The sequence below is a fragment of the Reichenbachiella sp. genome (genome assembly GCF_039969095.1).
Classification (GTDB): domain Bacteria; phylum Bacteroidota; class Bacteroidia; order Cytophagales; family Cyclobacteriaceae; genus Reichenbachiella.
The window spans coordinates 40,382-59,177 of the sequence record NZ_JBDVOL010000016.1; the positions used below are offsets into that span (position 1 = coordinate 40,382).

Annotated in this window: 21 protein-coding genes; all 21 read left to right on the forward strand. The window is 37.5% G+C overall.

All coding sequences use genetic code 11. The features are described 5' to 3' along the window. Positions 1-30: 30 nt before the first annotated feature. The 21 genes from ABJH98_RS17835 to ABJH98_RS17935 all read left to right on the forward strand — a co-directional run bounded on the left by ABJH98_RS17835 (position 31) and on the right by ABJH98_RS17935 (position 18,757). On the forward strand, positions 31-2,379 hold the full coding sequence (locus ABJH98_RS17835) for a DNA topoisomerase (RefSeq protein WP_348309137.1): 2,349 nt from the start codon (positions 31-33) through the stop codon (positions 2,377-2,379). Between the two features lie 51 nt (positions 2,380-2,430). Beyond that, on the forward strand, positions 2,431-3,738 hold the full coding sequence (locus tag ABJH98_RS17840; RefSeq protein WP_348309138.1) for a toprim domain-containing protein: 1,308 nt from the start codon (positions 2,431-2,433) through the stop codon (positions 3,736-3,738). Positions 3,739-4,812: 1,074 nt separating this feature from the next. After that, entirely contained in the window at positions 4,813-5,250 is a 438-nt protein-coding gene (locus ABJH98_RS17845; RefSeq protein WP_348309139.1) for a single-stranded DNA-binding protein, read from the forward strand. Between the two features lie 71 nt (positions 5,251-5,321). Next, positions 5,322-5,597 carry an RNase H1/viroplasmin domain-containing protein gene (locus ABJH98_RS17850; RefSeq protein WP_348309140.1) on the forward strand — a complete coding sequence of 92 codons (276 nt, stop codon included), beginning with the start codon at positions 5,322-5,324 and terminating at the stop codon, positions 5,595-5,597. Between the two features lie 20 nt (positions 5,598-5,617). Then, a complete protein-coding gene (locus ABJH98_RS17855) occupies positions 5,618-6,577 on the forward strand; it encodes a zincin-like metallopeptidase domain-containing protein (RefSeq protein ID WP_348176126.1) in 960 nt (319 codons plus the stop codon). Positions 6,578-6,580: 3 nt separating this feature from the next. Further along, on the forward strand, positions 6,581-6,850 hold the full coding sequence (locus ABJH98_RS17860; protein WP_348309141.1) for a hypothetical protein: 270 nt from the start codon (positions 6,581-6,583) through the stop codon (positions 6,848-6,850). Between the two features lie 2 nt (positions 6,851-6,852). Next, positions 6,853-7,701: a hypothetical protein gene (locus ABJH98_RS17865; RefSeq protein WP_348309142.1), complete on the forward strand. Its 849-nt coding sequence runs from the start codon at positions 6,853-6,855 to the stop codon at positions 7,699-7,701. A gap of 29 nt (positions 7,702-7,730) precedes the next feature. Continuing rightward, the gene (locus ABJH98_RS17870) at positions 7,731-7,949 is read left to right on the forward strand and encodes a hypothetical protein (protein ID WP_348176118.1); all 219 of its coding nucleotides are present in this window, start codon (positions 7,731-7,733) and stop codon (positions 7,947-7,949) included. Next, a complete protein-coding gene (locus ABJH98_RS17875) occupies positions 7,939-8,388 on the forward strand; it encodes a hypothetical protein (RefSeq protein ID WP_348309143.1) in 450 nt (149 codons plus the stop codon). Before ABJH98_RS17870 ends, ABJH98_RS17875 begins: the two co-directional genes overlap by 11 nt. Next, positions 8,388-8,813, forward strand: a complete 426-nt coding sequence (locus tag ABJH98_RS17880; RefSeq protein ID WP_348176112.1) for a hypothetical protein — start codon at positions 8,388-8,390, stop codon at positions 8,811-8,813. Before ABJH98_RS17875 ends, ABJH98_RS17880 begins: the two co-directional genes overlap by 1 nt. A gap of 100 nt (positions 8,814-8,913) precedes the next feature. Further along, positions 8,914-9,441, forward strand: a complete 528-nt coding sequence (locus tag ABJH98_RS17885) for a PRTRC system protein E (protein WP_348309144.1) — start codon at positions 8,914-8,916, stop codon at positions 9,439-9,441. Positions 9,442-9,458: 17 nt separating this feature from the next. Next, complete coding sequence (locus ABJH98_RS17890) at positions 9,459-9,698, forward strand: PRTRC system protein C (protein ID WP_348176105.1); 240 nt, start codon at positions 9,459-9,461, stop codon at positions 9,696-9,698. A gap of 40 nt (positions 9,699-9,738) precedes the next feature. Beyond that, positions 9,739-10,845: a hypothetical protein gene (locus ABJH98_RS17895; RefSeq protein WP_348309145.1), complete on the forward strand. Its 1,107-nt coding sequence runs from the start codon at positions 9,739-9,741 to the stop codon at positions 10,843-10,845. Then, entirely contained in the window at positions 10,842-11,588 is a 747-nt protein-coding gene (locus ABJH98_RS17900; protein WP_348309146.1) for a hypothetical protein, read from the forward strand. Before ABJH98_RS17895 ends, ABJH98_RS17900 begins: the two co-directional genes overlap by 4 nt. Beyond that, the gene (locus ABJH98_RS17905; protein ID WP_348176097.1) at positions 11,585-12,385 is read left to right on the forward strand and encodes a PRTRC system ThiF family protein; all 801 of its coding nucleotides are present in this window, start codon (positions 11,585-11,587) and stop codon (positions 12,383-12,385) included. The genes ABJH98_RS17900 and ABJH98_RS17905 overlap by 4 nt, the downstream gene beginning before the upstream one ends. A 112-nt stretch (positions 12,386-12,497) precedes the next feature. Continuing rightward, positions 12,498-12,893: a hypothetical protein gene (locus ABJH98_RS17910; RefSeq protein ID WP_348309147.1), complete on the forward strand. Its 396-nt coding sequence runs from the start codon at positions 12,498-12,500 to the stop codon at positions 12,891-12,893. Then, positions 12,883-13,404, forward strand: a complete 522-nt coding sequence (locus ABJH98_RS17915; RefSeq protein ID WP_348309148.1) for a hypothetical protein — start codon at positions 12,883-12,885, stop codon at positions 13,402-13,404. The genes ABJH98_RS17910 and ABJH98_RS17915 overlap by 11 nt, the downstream gene beginning before the upstream one ends. Before the next feature lie 25 nt (positions 13,405-13,429). Further along, on the forward strand, positions 13,430-13,861 hold the full coding sequence (locus ABJH98_RS17920) for a hypothetical protein (RefSeq protein ID WP_348309149.1): 432 nt from the start codon (positions 13,430-13,432) through the stop codon (positions 13,859-13,861). Between the two features lie 12 nt (positions 13,862-13,873). Beyond that, a complete protein-coding gene (locus ABJH98_RS17925; RefSeq protein WP_348309150.1) occupies positions 13,874-14,182 on the forward strand; it encodes a hypothetical protein in 309 nt (102 codons plus the stop codon). A 2-nt stretch (positions 14,183-14,184) separates the two neighbouring features. Continuing rightward, complete coding sequence (locus ABJH98_RS17930) at positions 14,185-15,633, forward strand: hypothetical protein (protein ID WP_348309151.1); 1,449 nt, start codon at positions 14,185-14,187, stop codon at positions 15,631-15,633. A 46-nt stretch (positions 15,634-15,679) separates the two neighbouring features. Beyond that, a complete protein-coding gene (locus ABJH98_RS17935; RefSeq protein WP_348309152.1) occupies positions 15,680-18,757 on the forward strand; it encodes a helicase-related protein in 3,078 nt (1,025 codons plus the stop codon). Positions 18,758-18,796 lie beyond the last annotated feature (39 nt).

Below are 18,796 nucleotides of genomic sequence, written 5' to 3' on the forward strand. Positions count from 1 at the left end.
TTTGCTTCATTTTTATATAAACAAGAGCTTATGAAACTTTATATCGCTGAATCTCCATTAAAAGCAAAAAACTTCGCCGAAGCACTCAACGCCAACACCAAACATGACGGTTATTACCAAAATAATTCAATTAAAGTCTCATGGAGTAGGGGACACCTCGTCGGTCTTGCAGATCCTGAAGTCTATGATGCTCAACTCAAACAATGGTCAGCTGACACCTTACCCATTCTTCCTGAACAATTTAAACTCGCCGTTACAAATGATTCAGGTATAAGGAAACAGTTCAAAATTCTAAAGGGCCTTATGGCAGAGGCAACCGAAATTATTTGTGCTACAGATTCTGACAGGGAAGGGGATCTTATATTTCATTATATCTATACACTCTCAGGATGTAAAACTCCTTATAAAAGAATCTTACCTAGTGATTTATCTATTGCCGGTATTAACAAAATCATCAAAAAAGAAATTTCTAAGCGCGATCACATTATTCAATCCGCCCAATGTCGAAGCCAATCTGATTGGCTTATTGGAATCAATGCTACTCGCGCCATTACAGTCGCAGCTAACCATACGATAACCATTGGGAGGGTACAAACACCAACTCTTGCCCTTGTATGTGAAAGATTTCTGGCTAACAAAAATTTTCAACCTGAGCCATATTTTCCAATTACCATTGACCTTCAAAAGGATCAAATAAGCTTCAAGGCCAAAATTAAGATCGCTCCTAAAACAGAGAATGAATCCAAAAAAATTACATCCCAACTTACCGATTTATCTACCTGTACTATCTCAGAAAGAAAACAGATTTCAGAAAAACAACCGCTACCTTATTATCTATCGACTCTTCAAATCGATGCCTCAAATAAATTTGGCTATTCAGCCAGCCAAACTCTTGAGATTGCACAAAGCTTATACGAAAAGCACAAACTTATTACTTATCCACGTACCGATTCAGGATTCCTAACCCACGAAATATTTCAAGAGGTACCCACAATCCTAAAAAATCTCTTAACCATTCACACATCAAAAACAATAGAAGAGCAAATTGAATTCGATAACCTCCCAACACTTTGTGTCAATGATAAAAAAGCACCTAACCACCACGGCATTATTCCAACGACTGATCTAACTGCTTTTGAACAACTTAATGATAAAGAACAGAAAATCTTTGATCTCTTATCTCTTCGTTTTCTAGCGGCTTTTTCAAAACCATGCATTAAGGATAAAACCAAATATGAATTCATAAACTCTGGAGTTGAATTTTCAACAACAGGTAGCGTAACTGTCTCACCAGGTTGGAGGTCAGTATTTCAAGAATCTTCCAATAATGAGAATAAAGAAGAACAGAACACTCCACTTCCTTCAGTAGAAAAAGATGAATCCCTTACTACATCCAATCCTGTTCTTACAAAGAAAATGACAAAAGCCCCCGCTTTACTTACAGAAGCCACTTTACTTCAACTTATGCTTTCCTGCGGTAAAAAACTCGACGATGAATCACTTAAAAAAGCCATGGAAGACAATGAATTAAGGCAAGGTGGGCTGGCTACAGAAGCCACAAGAGGTTCTATCATCAAAAATCTTTTCAGCCGTCAGCTCATTACTAATGATAAGAAAAAAATTATCCCTTCAACCATCGGGCTGAGCTTATATGAAAAAATAAAAGATACCGATATCGCCAAACCAGACTTAACTGCTAAGTGGGAACTAAAATTGGATCAGATTGCCAACGGTGAACTTTCGGCTAAGGAGTTTATTTCTGAAATAAAGTCTTACACCCAGGAAGTAACAAATGAGATGCTTACTGTAGGTGCTTCTATTGATACCGATGAGATCAAACTCAATTGCCCTAAATGTGAAGAAGGTAATATTGTTGAAGGCAAAAAAGGTTATGGATGCAGTAGGTGGAATCAAGAGCCTAAATGTGATTTTGTTATTTGGAAAAATATTGCAGGTAAAAATATTACTCACTCTATTCTTCATGAGCTTATCCAAAACAACATTACTGAGAATAAGATCAAAGGGTTTAAAAAGAAGGACAAAACCACTTTTGATGCTTTCCTAAAACTGACCGATGATTTTAAAGTGGTAATGGATTTTGCAGATCGCGATCAGGACGGGGAAACTATCAAATGCCCTAAATGCACCAAGAAAGCCAGAATCAATGCGGGTGGTATTTTTTGCTCGGATCAAGAAAAATGTGATTTCAAACTTTTCAGAAAAGCTTTCAACAAAAAGCTAAATGACAAACAGCTCCTTCAATTACTTACCACCAAATCAACAGGGAAAATAAAAGGATTTTTAAACAGCAAAAACAAAAAGTTTGATGCCAAGCTGATCATGGAAGAGAATGGAAAACTCTCGCCTGTTTTTAAATAACTCCAATGTCATTTCTTCTTTTCTATTAATTATCACATAACAACTTCAATTATGGACGAAATAGCAGATTTCAAGCAAAACATTAATCTTCCTTCAGTAGCCGAATCTCTTGGCTTTGTTCTCAATAAATCAAAGTCGAGTATATCAACTGTAGTCATGGCCCATCCGGTCAATAATGAAACATTTCATTTTTTTACTAACGCAAAAACAAAGGACCAGCTCTTTAGAAATATTCATAATAGCAAACAAGTAGGAACAGTGATTGACCTTTATCAATTAATGAGTCCTGGACTCAACCTTGGTCAAGTTAGAGTAGCGCTGCGCCCTTTCCTTAATCTTCCCCCTACCAGAAGACAATTCACCATTTCCCCTTCATTTCAACAACGAAACCCTGATGATTCAGTCAATCAATTTATCGTACACAAGCTAACTAATACCCACTTTCTCAATTCCAGAGGAATTAAGGATGACACACTCTTTTCTCAGAAATTTAACAATACCATCAACCAAGTACATCTCCATAGTTCTAAATACAATAAAACCTTTGAAAATACCGCATTCCCAATTAAGCATAAAGGAATAACACTTGGCCTCGATGTTAGAAACAAAACCAAGGAGGGAAGTTTCAAACATGCAGCAGCTACTTCCAAAAGATCATTGGGCGTTTGGACATCTAATAAACCTGACCAAACTGATAAAATTCTCATTGTTGAATCTCCTATTGATGCACTTGCACATTACCAATCCAATCCAATCAAAAATAAGGGAACATTTTATATTGCTACCAACGGGCAACCATCTGAGCAGCATGTAATCATCATCAAAGAATTTATTGACGAACTGGATCCACCAGTGATTGCCCTTGGCAATGACAACGACAATGCCGGTATACGCTTCAATATTAACTATCTCTCCCAACTTCAAACCAATTCCGATGTGAATTGGAAACTAGAGCTCAATGGAAATAATTTTTTGGAGTTCAACATTGTGATCAATATTAAACCTTCATTTAATGGCGCAAAAATGGAGATTGAGAATTACAACCACTTCTTTACTAACCATGTCAACCAAATCAATAAAGAAGCAAAACCAAGCCAGATAATAGCTTATGAGAAACCGCTAAAATTCCAAGCCTTAGAGGAGTCAAATACCTACAAACATTACAAAATTAACCTAAGAAACAACTACGATACCTTAAAGGACCTACAGGAGTTAACATTCTTGCTAAACAAAAACGATAACCTACGCATTGAGTCCCCATATACAAAAGACTTTAATCAGGACTTAATAGAATCAAATCAGCATATAATAAACAAACATTTACCTGAGGAGAAAACAGAAAAAGCAATGAAATTTTAGGATTTGGGAACGTGCTAAAAAGCACCACGCTTCCCCACAAGGCTTCCCGCAAAGTACACGGTACTTTCACCCTCCAATCGTTCGTTCATGAATAAACTGAAAAACCATACAACTTATCATTCTGTTTTAAGAAATTTTATTCAGTTCTGTTCTTATTCATTTGTGCTGCAGGGTAGTCTTATTCTGCGACCCCTGCAGCGAGTCGTCAATTTTTGCGACCCCTTCCGGAAGATGATCTTCCTGTGGCCAGCGTCGTATTTTTTTGCGACTAGATCTTGCAGGCCTGGTAGAGTCGCATATTTCTGCGTCCCTCCAGATCAATGTATCCTAACCATTATTAATGGTATCCTAATAGATCACTTTTCCAGATTCAGCACCGAATCTATCCAGACTTTCTACTACTTAATTAAGCAAATCAAACATAGTTTGACCTACACTATTTTTTGTCTTTCAGCGCGATATAAGGGGCAAATGGGGAAAAATCGAGGGTGGGTTATACGGGTTAAATAGTTACGCATACGTACCTAATTGCCCTATCTTAGTATTGTTGAAAGGGTAAGGGAGACGCCCAAAATTATAGACCTTTTGACTTTGCCAGTGGTACGGGCTGATAGATACTAGAAAGAGCCGAACTTCATAAAAAACGGGGGTTACTTCGCCTTTAGTCAACTTTTACAATCTAATAAGGAAGTCGCAAAGCTGTAAATAGCAGAAAGCGCAGTTCGTATTTAGCCCGCATGCAAGCCTAAAAATTTGCATACATCAGGAGGGTAATATTATAAACCGTTGCGGCGTAACAAGAAAAGGATTTTTGGTCGTATGCGGAAATGTGTCTAGTCGTGTGTGCGACTACTGACGAGTTTCGAAAGAACGAAACACATTTAACTAAATCCATGGGACAAATATGCTCTATTTCAAACAGTCAAGGGTGACTCCCTTGACAATCCCCAGGCTAAGGAATCAAACCTTAGCAATCCTTCAATTTATCAATCATATAGATCTGTATTGGGATGTGTATTCCAACTGACGAGTCAAAAATGACGAAACAGCCTATAACTTTTAAAAATTACAATTATGTTATTACAAAACAATTGCCAATTCATCGGAAACCTCGGTAACGATCCGGAAGTAAAACATTTGAAGAACGAAAAAACTGTTGTCAATTTCAATATTGCCGTGAATGAATCCTATAAAAACAAACAGGGTGAAAAAGTCACTACAGTTGATTGGATGAGAATCGTTCTATGGAACGGAGTAGCCTCTATCGCGGAAAAACACCTCAAAAAAGGATCTAAAATCGCAGTAGCTGGCAAAGCCAGAAATCGCTCTTATGAAGATAAGGAAGGTGTAACCAAATATATCACAGAATACATCTGTGACACTATTCTCATGTTGGATGGTAAAAACACTACCGCTGAAACAGCTAACTTTCCTGTGACTACCAGCGAACCAGCGCCGTCTGTTGAGGAAACTCAATTGACGCCTGAAGAAATCGACGACCTACCATTTTAAACTCAAAGTAGTCAGGGCGGAACACCCCCTGACTACTCTCTTTTTATTATCTCTTCTATAAATCCATTATCATGGCTAAATCAACAAAATACTACGTTGTATGGAACGGTAGAACCACGGGTGTTCTATTAACCTGGGCCGAATGTGAAGCTTCTGTAAAAGGCTTTTCAAATGCTCAGTTCAAATCTTTTCCTTCCCTCGAACAAGCGAACGACGCGTACAAGGAAAAATATCAAGACTTTATAAATAATTCCTCATCAGTTTCTCCTCCTAAGAAAGAAACTGTTATTCCTAACTATCAAGAAATTTGGGACAATTCTTCTGATTTCATTGAAGCTCCTTTTTAACCTATAAACCGTTTTCAATTATGGCTTTAGAACGTGCATATCATGCTGTTAACGACACGATTGTCGATATACTTAGACTCAATATTGTTCCTTGGATAAAACCTTTTAACAGAAAGGTCCTGCCCTTCAACGCAGCAACTAAAAAACCTTATAGAGGTATCAATCTATTCTTGCTCAACACGCATAACTATCAAGACCCTAGGTTTATCACCTGGTCACAGGCTAACAAACTTGACGGCTATTGCGACCCCAAAGCAAAACGCCACTTAGGTACTTTTTGGAATTACAGATATTTCGATAAAACCACGGGCAACGAACTCACTGAGCACGAAACCAAGCTCATGCCAGATGAGAATATCAAGAAAAATGTAACCCTGCAAGCCTATGAAATCATGAATTACGAGGCTTTTGAAGGTATTATCTCTAAAAGAGTAGATCTCACAAATAACCCACAAGCAAAAGGAATTATCGTCAGAGACGACGAAGAGTGGTTGGATCTCGATCCCACCGAACCTTATGTTCCAAACTTCAATGAAAACCTCTTTAATGTTACTAAGGCAGAAAAGATCATTGCGAAGATGCCTAACCTTCCAACTATTGTTGAAGTCAATCACATCCCTGCTACTTACAGCAGAACTAACGATGTAATCCATATGCCTAAAATGGAATTGTTCAATACGCCCAGTGAATACTATGCCTATAAAGTCAAACTCTTGATTGCATCAACAGGCCATAGATTCAGACTTAACAGATATTACAAAAATACTGATGCCCTGTATGCTTATAACACTGAGCAACTCATATCATGCATGGGAGCGGCAATCCTATGTGGCCACATTGGTATTAAACCCTATGTACCTGTTAACCTAGATAAATTGGTTAAAGACTGGATCTCTATTGCAACATCCGGAAACTATAAATACTTCATTGACGCTGCTAGTAAAGCACAACAGGCAGTTGACCATATTCTAAACAAATAGATCATGTCATTTTCAACTCCAAACCCCTTAGAATCACTTTTGGAAGAAACTACTTCTAAACTAGAGGAACAAATTGCTTCTTCTCCTGAGATTACTCTTGATACACTACAACGTAATAGCTCTTATTATAAAGCCTATGACAAGGCATGTATGCTGCTGGCTCTTGTGGGCATTAATGAACCTACGGCGCTCGAAACAGACCAGGCCGCTAAGGTGCTATCTGAGTTTCACCAAATTCATTTTCCTCATTCCACTCTTGAAATTGCAATATAATTATGGACATTCCACAAAACGAATCCCTAACCTACGATCATGAAGGTTACATCTACTATAAAGACATTCAGGTCGAGCACTATTCTCCTGTTCAATTTGAATCAATGAACGATATGATCGCCGATCCTGAGTTTGGTCAAAAACTACTTAAAAACTGCCAACACCTAGAGTCTCTAGGCCTCAGACCTGACAGTGCGCTAACTCCTTTCAGGGACCATTGGTTCGCTGAAATCCATAATAAACATGATCCTTTTTTATTCTTTGCGTGTAACTATCACGACATGTTCATAAAAGACGATCTTATAGCATTTACTCACAAATTCTCCTATGCTCCAAAGGAAATAGAACATAATGGAATTCTAATTCACTACTTCTGGTTATTCAATACAACCACTCGCAAAATCTTTGAATTAAAGGCACAGTCCAGAGACATTTTTTATCACTATATCTCCGGTAAGGGTTTCAACTCTCTTAATCCTGGAAAGAATAAAAATTCCGGTGGCATATTTGCCACTCGAACACAGTGGGAAAAAGCCTGTAAGCGCTTGAATATTCCCTACTACATCCTTGATGTAAAAAAGGAATCCGACTTCTGGAAATTCGCTTGCCGGTCTATGGAAAACGGCTATGAAATAGAAGTCCCTGAGCGAATGTATGACCATTTCCTTAACTCTTTACCCCCGTTGAGAATGTTATATCCCTACAAAGGGTTTAAATATTTTATTAATCCAGAAATAATTAAACACACCAAGGAAGGAAGACCACTCATGTTTGCATTCCGGCAACAAGGCAACCGCTTTTTTGGAACCACACTTTGTCCGGATAAAATGATCCTGGCCAACTGTAAATAACAGTATCCCATTTCCTAAAATACTTATCTATGTCACTCTATATCGTGATGACTTATCATAAGTCGCTTAATCAGTACGCTTTTCATGGTGTATATGATTCGCTGGAGCTAGCAGCTGTTCCAGCAGAAAAGTTGATTATTGAGAAGGACACTAAAGTACATATTGAATCAATTCAACTCAATGCTGATGTGTCCTTCTCTTCTTTAACCTCATTCTTTAACTCTAAACTAACTAACCATGAGCTTTGAAAACCAAATGCTACAAGAACTAGCTAATGAAATGGATATTCCAATGGAAGAAATTGAAAGCATGCATTCTAATATGTTTCCTTCCAACACCTTAGAACGAACTTCTTGCGTTGTCGTCTCTACCGCATTCTCTAAAACAGACCTTTTTCCTCACTGGCACGAAAAACAGTCTTTCGAAAGAGATTTTATTTTAAAGTACATATCTGATCACTTCGGTGAACCTCCAGCTGAAAGCTCACTAAAATGGACCAAAAACCCTCATGAATTTGGAGCTTATTGCGATATGGAATACTCCTTTGATGATTCCGACAAAGAACATCTTCAATTCTTTGATCATCTTGAATCAATAGATTCTGAATCGATCGAAAAAGCTATTCAGGATTCCTGGGATCAACAACGTTGTAAGATTATTCCATTACAACCTAAACAAACTGCCTGATGACGACCGAAGAATTCAAAACCATCATAGACAATTACGGTCGCAATAATATCAATACGAACAATATACTAACCATACATCGCTCTGGGATCATCATTAGCAGTAATGAAAAATCTGTACTTGGCCCATGGGAACATTCTTTGCATGAACTTCTCCATCCTTTTTCTAAAAATTACAATGAAAATGAGGTTCAACACGCAGTAGACTTCATCAATCACGCGACTAAAATGATGCAAAAAAGCATCCTGCAAGCGGAGATACTTGGTAGACTACGATTTAAAAATCAAGAGACTTATGTTCCGGCTCATGATTCAGCACTTTGCGAATTGTTAGAAGGATTACAGATAGGGCAGGGGCTTTCCATCCTTGAGGCATATAAAGAAGGTTATGATGATGCCATGAAGTTGGCTGCCCATGACCAATAATAATATTTAAAAAATAGGTTGTAGTTGTTTTCTCTAAAACACCTGGCTTTTAGTCAGGTGTTTTTATTTAATCGAATTTTCAATTTTAACACATACTATCATGTCTGATTCAAAAACAAACTTTTTCAGTCAAATTATGCCATTTCTTGAAGGACAAAAACTTGAAATTGTCCTTGAAAAAGTAGGAGATAAAATCACAGTTTATACTTATCCTGATTGGAAGGTGAGTGACGCAAGCAAATCTGAAATCCTACCCATTTCTTTTTCTGCTACTCCGGAACTACTAGACATTGGATACTTTCATAAGATTGCAGAGCCTTTGGATAAATCCAAACAATCTGCCCTTTCTATCCAGCAATTCGAACAGTCCATTGAACGGGCTAAGTCACAATCTGAATTGGCAAAAACTGAAAAGTCTCAAAAACAAAAACTAATTGAGGCAGAAGGTAAAGAAATGATCAAAGCCAAGGACCTCATCAAAGAAGATAAACTCAGACAGGCCATTGCTGTACTTGACAAAATTATCGATGCTGATCCAAAAAGGGAAGATGCCAAGACTTTGCGAAAAGAAACAGCAGCCCAACTTTTAGCTAAGGACGGTGACATGTTTGCAACAACCAAAAATTAAAACATAAAGACACTATTATGAATAACATCAACGAATTAGTCGCACAACAGCTGACAAGACAATTTATTATAAAAGATCGTAGCAAGAAAGAGATTATTCTTGACGACCCGAATCCTTCTTTTAACGCTCAACAGGTCCTTGAACACTATTCGAGACCTTATCCGCAGCTTGCGGTTGCCAAAGTACCCTCTAAGCCAAAGCTTGAAGACGATAAAATGATCTATGTCTTTGAAACTACAGTCGGTACAAAAGGATGAAAAATTTTGATTTACAGCAGTCTATTAACGATTTACGATCATGCAAACAGCATATACAGAAAGAACCATTAGACCACGAACTGCACGTCCAGTTCGGAGAACTGTTCTACGAAGAACTAAATCAAATGCACGAGGTCAAAAAAGACGAACGCATTTGCCTGCCGGGACAAAACCTAGATTTTTTAATCTAACTGGATTCTCTCCTGAAGCAATAACTTTAGCCGATTTTTACAACAAACCAGAGGCTGATACTTTTTCATCACTTTCAGTTTTTTTATACGATATTTTTTCCTCTCACCCTGATTTTGACCATCAGCACCAATGGAAAAAAAAACCATCATCACGAGATTTGTTCGATCACCTGGTTGCTCAAATAACAAAATTATTTCCTGAAGCTCCTTTACGCATAGAATTAAAAGGAAATCAACAATGTATCACATTACACCACGCCTATCACCTAAACGGCGGTCAAACGGTTACTTGTGATTTCCTACCATTGCTCAATCGTCGAAATAAAACCTTATTAAATCTCATGTTGCCTTTCCTAGCTTTCATAAAAAATCAAATTGGTCAAGAACTATGGAAGTCCGAAGCCTTAGAGCAAAGTATTGAGCAAATGCGCGACTGTTTATATGATTGTGATCAAGGCGAACAAAGGCATTATGCTAAACTCACTGACAAGTATACGAACGGATCTATAAATGAATGGCACCGAAAAGTAAATGATGCACTCATAGACCCAGACATTCTTAAAACTAAAATCCTTGCTTACAAGCCACGAACAGTACTTACCAAAGCAGTGAAACATTGGATGCTCAAAACTTTTAAGCTTTACGAACAGCCTTATGCCTTATCGGATTTTGAATCCGGGCATAAAGTTTTTTCAGATGATCAGGGTGAAGCGCATGCCCACGAGGCATTCCGTTTTGTTTGGACCATTGATGATAACATTTATCATTGGATGGATGAATACCTGAACGAAAGGGCCTGGGGTATCGGGATTATACCTCATACCTACCCGCAACAACTCACCGAAGCTCCTAAACATTGGGATGCTATTAAAATGCCTTCCTGGATTGAAGAATACAATCAATGGATGAGCTATTCAAGAGAATTAACCTGGTACCTAAAAGATAGCCTGATATGAATCCACGAGAACTAGATGTAAACTACGAACCACATATTTTCTTATCTATATATAAATCTGAAAATTCTGATTCAGATGATGATGAAAAATGTGATGCACCAAGGTTTTATACCGAATGCCATAAACCTCTGGCAATAGATAATCAAATCATTGTAGGTGCCGGGAAGCCAATGACTAAAAATTCCATTTCTAAAATGGGTAAATTTTTTGCTGATCAACATCTTCAATCACATAAGCCATTAAACTTCAAAGCACTTATCCCTGATCATGTTCTTCTAGCAGAAAATAGGGGAGATGACTTTCGTATCATATGGACAATTCCTCCAGGTATAAGAACGCTTAATTTTCATGAAAAATTGGGCATACCTTCAGGTGAAGCGCAAGTTCCAGGCCTTTTGTTTATGGCTTCCAGACAACAACTAAGTGTCTTCGCCATAAAAACAGAATCAATTGATCTCAATACCAACCTGTATTACGCTCCTTTCTATAATATCTATGATAACGGCAGTGTTTGTACCGGTACGATGCAAAAACCTGATAAGCCTGAATATTTTGATCAGGCCATAGAGGAATGGGAAAACGGTTTTTTCTATTCCTATTTCACCCATTTGAATATTGGTAAATCACCTATTGATGGCAACCTGAATCTACTTTGGAGCAACCTAATGCAAACTAGGAAGCCTTTTCCAAATTCAAAATTGATAAAGCACCGAAGCAAACTTAAAAACCTTCTAGAGTCATGAAACCTTTAATGCACTATACACCAGAATATTTTCGTGAAGCCGTACATCCAATAACAATTGCTCTTGCCGGTTGCGGTGGTACCGGTTCTAATATGCTAACACAACTGGCAAAAATTCATGTCTCGATGGTAGCTATGGGCCTACCAGGATTAATGGTCTATGCTTATGATGACGACGTAGTATCAGAAGCCAACCGAGGCCGTCAGCTCTTTGGCACAGGTGATATTGGTAGGAACAAATCAATTGTTCTTATCGAAAGAATCAATCGCTTTTTCAGTCTAGATTGGGAAGCCTTTCCCGTAAAGTTTGGTCTTTACGACAAACAGCCAGCTTCTAATATCACGATTTCCTGTGTTGATACGGTTCGATCCAGAGAAATGATACAGGAAACCCTAAAGCAACAAAATGCTGATAAAAGTGATTGGCGAGAAGATTATTCAACTCCTTATTATTGGATGGATCTTGGCAATGCCAAAAAAACTGGTCAAATCATTTTAGGTACCGTTCCAGATGCAATCAAACAGCCACGAATGAGAAAAACCAAAGCAATAAAAAAATTACTAACCGTTTTTGAAATGTTTCCGGATTTAAAAAAATATGAGAACAAAAGGGACCAGGGTCCTTCTTGCTCGATGGCTGAAGCATTAGGTAAACAAGATCTATTCATCAACAGTATCATGGCTCAATACGCTGGACAAATGCTTTGGGATTTTCTTAAAGATGATCAAATCGGCTATCAAGGTCTATTCATTAATCTCGAAAATCATTTGAATTCGCCTATTCCGCTTTCAGCTTAAAAGACAGTGTTTATTTTTCTATAGGGGTGTGGAGTCTTCCAGACGGGAAGTCTAACCCCTTTTTTTATGCCTTTACTCTTCTTATTCAGTGCTACCCAATGACTATAAAATCATGAAACATATCGAAATCACCGATTTTCAGCAAATTATTGAATATAGATATTCAAAATCTATTGTCTCTCGACACCTTACTCACAAGTCAGAAAATGGCAGAATCACTTTAGCAGAATTGCATTTTGCCGAACATCTCAATAAAACCAATGAGGTTCATTACTGCACCCTACTAAATTGGCGTGCAGCCAATAGGCTTGACGATAGTTTAGAATCTCTAAAGGATGAAATTAAAGAGGACCTTTTCTCTATGCCTCATCCTATCCTTATCTGTGATAGAGATTCTCCACAGTTCGAAAGTTCACTTCGAGAATATTGTAGCATGCGTGCTATAAAAAATTTCAATCATCATTTGGTTAAAGATTGTGTTATTAACATTCCAGATCATGAAGGGTAAGTGGTCTCCGGAAGCTGTATTCCGAAATCGGAGAAAGCGCATGGCCAGACGTGAATACAAAAAGAACCCAGTCTTTGCCGTCGAAAAAATCAAAGCCCGATTTGACATCCAGTATGATCATAACGATCTCTTTAATGACCTTCCTTTAAAAGGAGGTAGGCAACCAAAAAAACGCCGTGGTAAAACCAGATATTCGGGTAAAAAAGAATATCTGTCCTCACTTCAAATGCGCATCCAATTAGCAGTTAAGGCTAACGATCAATTTGAAATTCAAAAACTTATCCATAGATTTTACCAGATCCAGCAACATGTAACCAAACCTTGGCAAATTCTAGTCAAGCTACGTGATAGCGATGAAACCGGTTACTACTATTTACCCTCTAGGTTTTCTCAACAAGTCATTCAACAATTCATGGATCTTGTCACAAAAGCCATCTCAAAAGGTGCTACCAAGAAAGACATTGACAGGATCCACAACAACTACCTCGATCAATTCGCTTATGGCGGATAATTTCAATACTTAATCAATTTTAATCATGACAGTACAAACCATAAAAGAGGCTATGATAGCCTCAAAGTCCATTATTGAATCCGTTATTCCGGAGCTAGAAGATATCGCTGAATATTCAAAAAACGAATTGCGTAAGGCAAAAATTATATTGGATAAAGGACTGGAGCTTTTTGGTGAAAAATCTAATGCTCAGCTCATCATTCACATCGTTCAATATGAACACCGTGGCATTCCTGATGATCCATTTGTCACTATTGATCCCGAAAAAGCTTTTGACAAGTACCAGGAACTATTAGTCAATCAAGGATTCCGCTCCATCCAACCAGATGAGTCCATTGCTGACTTCGGGATTGCTTATCAGAACGCCTTAAGCAAACAATCATCCAATGAATCCAATCAATACCCTGATCTTGACACCAATGACACAGTAAGATGGTGGGATTTGAATATCGAATAACCTTTTTCAATCATGCAAAAACAACCCACAGAAGTCATCTTTAGAAAATATAAGACACAGGGTGATCTTATCGCTTTGTTCCCTTATGAAATAGAATCCTATTTAGGTGAAGTTTCCTGTTATCAACATGTCGGGCAACACGGTAATGCTCATTATCCTTCATGCATTCAACGTACAGTGCCGGCTTCCGATCAAGAAGTCGCTGCCCTAAAACAGGAACTTGAAATCTACTACGATTACAAACTGATCGTGATCAAACGACGGAGCCATAAAAAATTCCTCCGGACATACGCTAATATTTTTCATCCAAATCAAAATTAACCATGGGAACATCTATAGCTAAACCTGAAATTAAATTATCCAAAGCCCAAAGGATAAAGAAGCAGCTTAAGGACCAAATCGGATACAATCAAAAACAAGTATCTGTTCGAGAACAACCCGGAGGGCGCTCCTGGTCATTTACCTTCACTATCCGTGACTCAAATGTCGATTATCATCAGCTTAAAGCGTTTGCTAACACATGTCAAAGCTACGATCGCTGTGAGGCTTCCGGAGAAATACTCTCAGGTGGTAACACCTTCACACATATTGAGATTTCTGATTCCGTAAAGGATGAATGGTCTTCCTATTATCTAAAAAAACTGGAATCTGTTAATCATCTTTTCAATGAAACCAGCGGCACTTCAGTTGATGACTTTACCATCTACTTGAATGGTCAACACATGAAAATATTCTATCATGGAATTCCTATGGCCAAGAGTCATACAAGTTTACCAACACTTGCCCTCGCCATGCATCTTGAAATTCAAAAACCTTCAATATCAATTAAACAAACAGATCCTATGGAGACTTTAAATGATTCCAAACCTTTTGTAGTTGCCTCTCTTACTAATGTTGATGACCTAATCTCTAAGTTTGATAGCGTAGAAATTAACTATGAAAACCGAATTTCTGAAGCTGACAGAACATTTTGTACTGAAACACAAACGATCTATACTGATCTTACCACCCTTTTGAAAAAGCAACTAGCCTGGTTTGAAAAAAAACACGCCAATTGCACCGCCAATGGAGCTTTTAAACTTAGTGAACACCAAGGCAAGTATTCTGTAGCTACTCACCATCGAGCGCATGATCTACGGTGGGATCAATCATTAAAATATACAGCGCTCTATTCTATAGCTGCTATTAAAAACAATCTTACTCAGGCTCAAAAGAATTTCGTTAGTCAAATTAGATCGCATTTTGAAAATCAGTATCATATCAAATTAGACTTACAAGATCTCGAAACCACCAGCTCAGTTCTTGACTTTACAGTCATCTTAGAGCACATCTTCAAAGAAACAGATGGTGCAGATCTATTCGACGCCGGTGTTAAAAAAATCAACGATGATTTTCATCGCTGTTTGCATTTCGGTAATGTGCGAAAAGCAAAAAAGATCACCTTTTCTTCGCTTGCCTACTATTGGGACGGCTATAGTAGTAATTGTTCTATTCACTACAATTGTGATAACCTGAAGCAGCTCCTACTAGCGTTGTCTTTTTTCGATAATCAATCAACTTCAATGCTTTCTGAGCTTACTTCAATAGTTCCATATGATCACAATCAAGGGCCTAAAGTTTCATTTGAAGCCATTGAAATAGATACTTTAAAAACTATTACCAAATTCAGATTCTATAAAAATGGCAACGTTGACGTTCATTTCACAACTCCGGAACTAGCCGATCAGTTTTGGCATATTTTCAATATGGACGCAAAAAAAGCGAGAGGATAATCATCTCTCTCTTTCTTATCTCTTTTTATCATTTTATTCAATTGCTATGCCTTATCAAAATCACAATCTTATTATTCCTGCTGCTAAAAGAGAATCAATCAACAATACTATTCTTCAACTCATAGAATCTCCCGACATGAAAGGAATTACTCCGGAAGATATTTTCAATTCCTATACCGGTATTGGCGGATTACATGGGTTGGATAGGCATGACTACAATAATTACTCTGCTTTTTCTAATGCCAAAAAGGAATATGAGAACGGGCAGTTTTTTACGAGTCCAATGTTATGTGAATTTATCATGAACATTCTTAAACCAGCCGACACCGATCTTATCGCTGATCTGACTTTTGGCATGGGTAATTTCTTCAATTATTGCCCTGTAGAATCTAACTGCTATGGGATTGAACTAGATTCAAATGCCACTAAAGTGGCAAAACATTTATACCCGCAAGCCAACCTAGAAGAAGGTGATCTTCAGTACTATCATTCTGATATAAAATTTGATTTAGTTGTTGGAAACCCGCCTTTTAATCTTTCATGGAATGATGGCATATCACAACTCGTTTATTGCAATAAGGCTGCACAATTTCTTAAACCCGGCGGGCTCATGGCCATCATTACACCTGGCTCTTTTCTGGCAGATGAATACAGCAACAAAAGCCAGATAGAAACCATCGAGGAACATTTCAACTTTGTATGCCAATTTAACCTTCCAATTAATGGTTTTGCTCACCTAGGAGTAAAATCTTTTAATACCAAATTACTTGTTCTCCAACGGCGAAGCGAGCATTTGCCTTTTATCCCCGTAGATCCTCATCATTTCGAAGACTCCAGCTCTAATATTTTTGAAAATTACCTACTACCGCTGTACAGCGAAAAAAACCTCTTAAAAGCCAAATTGGTCAATGAGCTTAGCAACAACGAATTTGGTAACAACTGGAGCTTTTCAAAAAGAAACGATTATCAGCACAATGGATTTTCCTACAGAGTAAAGAAATACCTCTTCGAAATCAAAACTCACCCACTTTTGAAACTACAGCTTTCTAAAGCCGAGCAGTATATCAATCAATTTCATACTCAGGTAAAACCTGAAGATATGAGCTACAAAGAATGGGACAAAAAGAAGCTCACAGAAAATAAGGTTTTGGCTTACTTGCTAAAAATCATACTACTTCAATCGAAAAAAGATCCGATTGAAAAAATGGCTCTTGTAAAGACTAATTATGGTCTTAAAATCAAAGGTTATTCGCCCAAAACTAAAAGGCAGATAAAAAAACTTTTTAAGCAAACTTATTTTCCTTTTTACGACCTGATACAATTCGATCACAATCCAATTAATGCAACTTTCTGTAACCGATTTCCTGGCATATCAACTAAGCTTATTGATCGGAAAAAAGCTGATTTCAATTTACAGTCACAATCTTTTGATACTATCGATAGGAACGCAGCACTTGATCAATATTTAAATAATTTTTCTTTTCTCGATAAAAAAGGTAATTCCTGTTTTCTAAATAATATTCAGAAAAACGATCTCGGTTTAATGTTCCAAAAAAAATACGGGTCCCTAAACTGGGAACAAGGGTCAGGTAAAACCTTAGCGGGATACAGCTACATCAAAATGCTCCAGGATCACAATAAGATTAAAAATTCCTTCGTAATCGGACCGGCTATAGCCATCAAAGGAACATGGGCTCCATTTCTTACCCTTCAGGGCCACGACTTTGTTAATGTAAAAACCATTGAGGATATAGAAAGTATCAAGCCTGGTCAAACTGTGTTAGTTGCCCTTACCATGCTAACACGACACGAAAAAAAGCTACAAAAGCTTGTCAAATGTCTAGGGAACAAGATCGCCATGGTATTTGATGAAAGTGATGAAATTACCAATCATAACGCCATTCGTACCAAGTCAACCTTAAAGGTTTTCAGAAGAGCAGCTTTCAAATTAGAGACCACCGGTACTACTACCCGTAACAATATCAATGAATGGTATCCACAACTCGAACTGCTATACAATAACTCTTATAATATGATCTGTACCTGCAAATACAAATACAGAGAAGACAAAAAGGATGATTTAGCCAACAACGAAGGAATCAAGCAATCAGAGAACCTATTCTATAACAAGCCTTTTCCTGCCTATCATGGATTCAATCTTTTTCGAGCATGTTTTAATCCTTTTAAAAAGACCGTATTTGGCATCGAGAAACAGAATCAGGATATCTATAACCAACAAGCACTCCTTGGACTCATCCAAAAAACCGTAATTACACGAAAATTTAATGAAGTCGCCGGTGACGGGAAATATGAAATTCACAACCTTCAAATTGATCAAAATGAACATGAAGAGCACATCTATTTCAAAATCCTTCAGGAATTTCATGAGATCGAAAGAAAGTATTGCAACTCTTCAGGTAATTCTAAAAAGGATGCAATGCTGAGATTGATTAAACAAATCAATTTACTCATCAAAGCAACTTCTATGCCTCATGCTTTCTCTGAATATGAATTCAATCTCAACCAGCTTTTACCAACAAAATTCTTAAAAATCTCTGAATTAGTGTCTGAGAAATCAAATGAGAAAATCATGATTGGAGTGACAAGAAAGGATGCAGCTGAAGCTTACTACAGACATATATCAAATCTGTTTCCTTTCAGGAAGATTTTCTTGATTCTTGGCCACGTAGACATTAATAAGCGAAAACAAATCATTAAGGAATTCGAAGAATCCTTTGACGGTATACTTATCTCGACTCAGCAATCACTAAAAAGCAGTGTCAATATTCCAACTTGTAATGTTGTCATCCTTGAATCTCTCCAATGGAATATTCCAAAAATGAGCCAATATTACTTCAGAGCCATAAGATATGATTCCAAGCACAAAACAGATGTTTACTTCATCACCTATAATGACACACTGGAACAAAATATAATGGCACTACTCATGAATAAAGAGGCTATTAACGACTTCATCAAAAACAAAGAATATAAAGAAGCTTCTGAAGTTTTTGCAGAGTTTGATGTAGATCCAAATCTACTAAGCTCAATAATTACCAAATCGTATGATGATGAAGGTAAAATGAAGCTTTCTTGGGGAAAAGGTAGAGCAATCGCTTCATAGTTATCAATTTTTTACTTAAACTGTTTCAAATATGGACTT

Coding starts and splice junctions, on each gene's coding strand:
- ABJH98_RS17835 (WP_348309137.1), top strand. CDS start 31: ATGAAACTTTATATCGCTGAATCTCCATTAAAAGCAAAAAACTTCGCC.
- ABJH98_RS17840 (WP_348309138.1), top strand. CDS start 2,431: ATGGACGAAATAGCAGATTTCAAGCAAAACATTAATCTTCCTTCAGTA.
- ABJH98_RS17845 (WP_348309139.1), top strand. CDS start 4,813: ATGTTATTACAAAACAATTGCCAATTCATCGGAAACCTCGGTAACGAT.
- ABJH98_RS17850 (WP_348309140.1), top strand. CDS start 5,322: ATGGCTAAATCAACAAAATACTACGTTGTATGGAACGGTAGAACCACG.
- ABJH98_RS17855 (WP_348176126.1), top strand. CDS start 5,618: ATGGCTTTAGAACGTGCATATCATGCTGTTAACGACACGATTGTCGAT.
- ABJH98_RS17860 (WP_348309141.1), top strand. CDS start 6,581: ATGTCATTTTCAACTCCAAACCCCTTAGAATCACTTTTGGAAGAAACT.
- ABJH98_RS17865 (WP_348309142.1), top strand. CDS start 6,853: ATGGACATTCCACAAAACGAATCCCTAACCTACGATCATGAAGGTTAC.
- ABJH98_RS17870 (WP_348176118.1), top strand. CDS start 7,731: ATGTCACTCTATATCGTGATGACTTATCATAAGTCGCTTAATCAGTAC.
- ABJH98_RS17875 (WP_348309143.1), top strand. CDS start 7,939: ATGAGCTTTGAAAACCAAATGCTACAAGAACTAGCTAATGAAATGGAT.
- ABJH98_RS17880 (WP_348176112.1), top strand. CDS start 8,388: ATGACGACCGAAGAATTCAAAACCATCATAGACAATTACGGTCGCAAT.
- ABJH98_RS17885 (WP_348309144.1), top strand. CDS start 8,914: ATGTCTGATTCAAAAACAAACTTTTTCAGTCAAATTATGCCATTTCTT.
- ABJH98_RS17890 (WP_348176105.1), top strand. CDS start 9,459: ATGAATAACATCAACGAATTAGTCGCACAACAGCTGACAAGACAATTT.
- ABJH98_RS17895 (WP_348309145.1), top strand. CDS start 9,739: ATGCAAACAGCATATACAGAAAGAACCATTAGACCACGAACTGCACGT.
- ABJH98_RS17900 (WP_348309146.1), top strand. CDS start 10,842: ATGAATCCACGAGAACTAGATGTAAACTACGAACCACATATTTTCTTA.
- ABJH98_RS17905 (WP_348176097.1), top strand. CDS start 11,585: ATGAAACCTTTAATGCACTATACACCAGAATATTTTCGTGAAGCCGTA.
- ABJH98_RS17910 (WP_348309147.1), top strand. CDS start 12,498: ATGAAACATATCGAAATCACCGATTTTCAGCAAATTATTGAATATAGA.
- ABJH98_RS17915 (WP_348309148.1), top strand. CDS start 12,883: ATGAAGGGTAAGTGGTCTCCGGAAGCTGTATTCCGAAATCGGAGAAAG.
- ABJH98_RS17920 (WP_348309149.1), top strand. CDS start 13,430: ATGACAGTACAAACCATAAAAGAGGCTATGATAGCCTCAAAGTCCATT.
- ABJH98_RS17925 (WP_348309150.1), top strand. CDS start 13,874: ATGCAAAAACAACCCACAGAAGTCATCTTTAGAAAATATAAGACACAG.
- ABJH98_RS17930 (WP_348309151.1), top strand. CDS start 14,185: ATGGGAACATCTATAGCTAAACCTGAAATTAAATTATCCAAAGCCCAA.
- ABJH98_RS17935 (WP_348309152.1), top strand. CDS start 15,680: ATGCCTTATCAAAATCACAATCTTATTATTCCTGCTGCTAAAAGAGAA.